Below are 1,817 nucleotides of genomic sequence, written 5' to 3' on the forward strand. Positions count from 1 at the left end.
CTCGCCATCATTATGCGAAAGCAATGGTCCAGGTACTTAATGGGATGGTTCGCCCTCTTATTGGCCTCTATGAACCACACTGGTGTTCACCAGTCAAAAGAATGAGGCAAACCATCATGGGCATTTCAGTACTTGGCATCGATATTGGCAAGAATAACTTTCATCTTTTCGACAGCTCCTGTGTTGAACAGAAAAAAGTCCGTAAAAAGATGAAACGGCATAAAATGGCGTTTATCTCTCTTGGGATATTCCCATATATGAGATGGGAGTCTCTAAGCCCCGTATAGCTGTTGCCCCTTTTCTATAAGGAAATCGATAAACACTCTTATACGTTTGGCTTTTTGGCTGTTCTGCGCGAAATAAACGTGAAGGCCGGGATAAGGATACCAGCACTCTTCCAACACAGGTTTTAATGTTCCAGACTCTAGCTGCTTATGCACCATAGGCTCAACAATCCGGCCAATACCCAGACTTTTTTCTGCAGCGTCCACCACGGCATCAGTGTCGTTCACAATCAAGGCGGTGGGCATCTGTATCGGTACATCCTGCCCGTTGTTGATGAGGGTCAGGGGAGCCAGCTGATTGGAGGCGATGAAGCGGTACTGAATCATCTTGTGCTGCTCCAGCTCACTCAGCGTGGTTGGCATCCCCTCTTTGGCAATATACTCATCAGACGCAAACAGCGCATCTTTCATAGGAGCTGTAATCGCCCGTGCCACCATGCCGGGCTCAACAAGGTTGCCAAGGCGGATACCCGCATCGTGCCCTTTATCAAGCAGATTGACAGCCTCATCAGTCACCGAAATTTCCAGCTGAACATCCGGGTAACGTTCACAGAACTCCCCATAAACCGGCTTGAGGAAATACTGAAAAGCAAACCGTGGCAGTGTAATACTGACCCGCCCGAACGGTTTATCACTCAAAGCCTGCACAGTTTCCAGAGCCATCTGCAGCTCACTCATGGCACCACTGATTCGTTCATTCAAAAGCTGCCCGGCTTCGGTTAAGTCGATCCGTCGTGTACTGCGGGTGAACAACGGCAATCCTAAAGCAGTTTCCAGATGCTTGAGAGATTGGCTCACAGAGGGAGGAGCCATTTTCAGAGTACGGGCAGCACCACGAATACTGCCCTGCTGAACAATGGTCTGAAAAACTGTGAGCTGATTGAATGTAGTGCCTTTCAAATCGCCCTCTATAGTTTGGTTTTAACTAACAATGATTTAGCTTCCAGTGTACTAAAAATTTCTCGATGGCCTTCGTAAACTACAGCCATTACCTTATGCAATGCTTGGAATCCACATGAGTAAAGTCGTCGTTATCTCTGGCCACCCCGACCTGGAAAGGTCTTACACCAACACAATCATTCTCGATGAGCTGCAAAAGAAAGCAGATGACATTGAAGTCCATAAATTGGATGAGCTGTACCCTGATTACCAAATCAATGTGGAAGCGGAGCAAAAAGCGCTGCTGGAAGCCGATGCTATTGTGCTGCAGTTCCCTTACTACTGGTACTCCGTACCTGCCCTGATGAAAAAATGGATTGATGATGTTTTCTCATTCAATTTTGCGTACGGCCCTGAAGGCGACAAACTTAAAGGCAAACACTTTATTCTGTCTCTGACTGTGGGCGGCCCGGAAGAGTCTTACGATCCGCTGGGTTATAACCACTTCACCATTGAAGAAACCCTGCGCCCACTGCAACAAACAGCTTATCTGGCAGGCATGGTTTTCCAGAAGCCGGTTTACAGCCACGGCATGGTTTACATTCCCGGTGTGTATAACAAACTGGAAGATGTACAGGAAAAAGCACGATTCCA

Annotated in this window: 3 protein-coding genes; 2 read left to right on the top strand and 1 reads right to left on the bottom strand. The window is 47.6% G+C overall.

What is annotated here, in order from left to right:
• On the top strand, positions 1 to 287 hold a 287-nt coding region (locus E1189_RS24870; RefSeq protein WP_230460006.1), incomplete at its 5' end, for a hypothetical protein.
• Here the strand turns inward: E1189_RS24870 and E1189_RS01810 are convergent.
• The gene (locus E1189_RS01810; RefSeq protein WP_155158377.1) at positions 273 to 1,184 is read right to left on the bottom strand and encodes a LysR family transcriptional regulator; all 912 of its coding nucleotides are present in this window, start codon (positions 1,182 to 1,184) and stop codon (positions 273 to 275) included. The genes E1189_RS24870 and E1189_RS01810 overlap by 15 nt on opposite strands.
• Positions 1,185 to 1,299: 115 nt before the next feature.
• Here E1189_RS01810 and E1189_RS01815 point away from each other — a divergent pair.
• Positions 1,300 to 1,817, top strand: a 518-nt coding sequence (locus E1189_RS01815) for an NAD(P)H-dependent oxidoreductase (RefSeq protein WP_196221020.1), incomplete at its 3' end; no start/stop codon positions are given.

Origin of the sequence: Parendozoicomonas verongulae, from assembly GCF_009711465.1 — a bacterium.
Taxonomy (GTDB): Bacteria; Pseudomonadota; Gammaproteobacteria; order Pseudomonadales; family Endozoicomonadaceae; genus Sansalvadorimonas; species Sansalvadorimonas verongulae.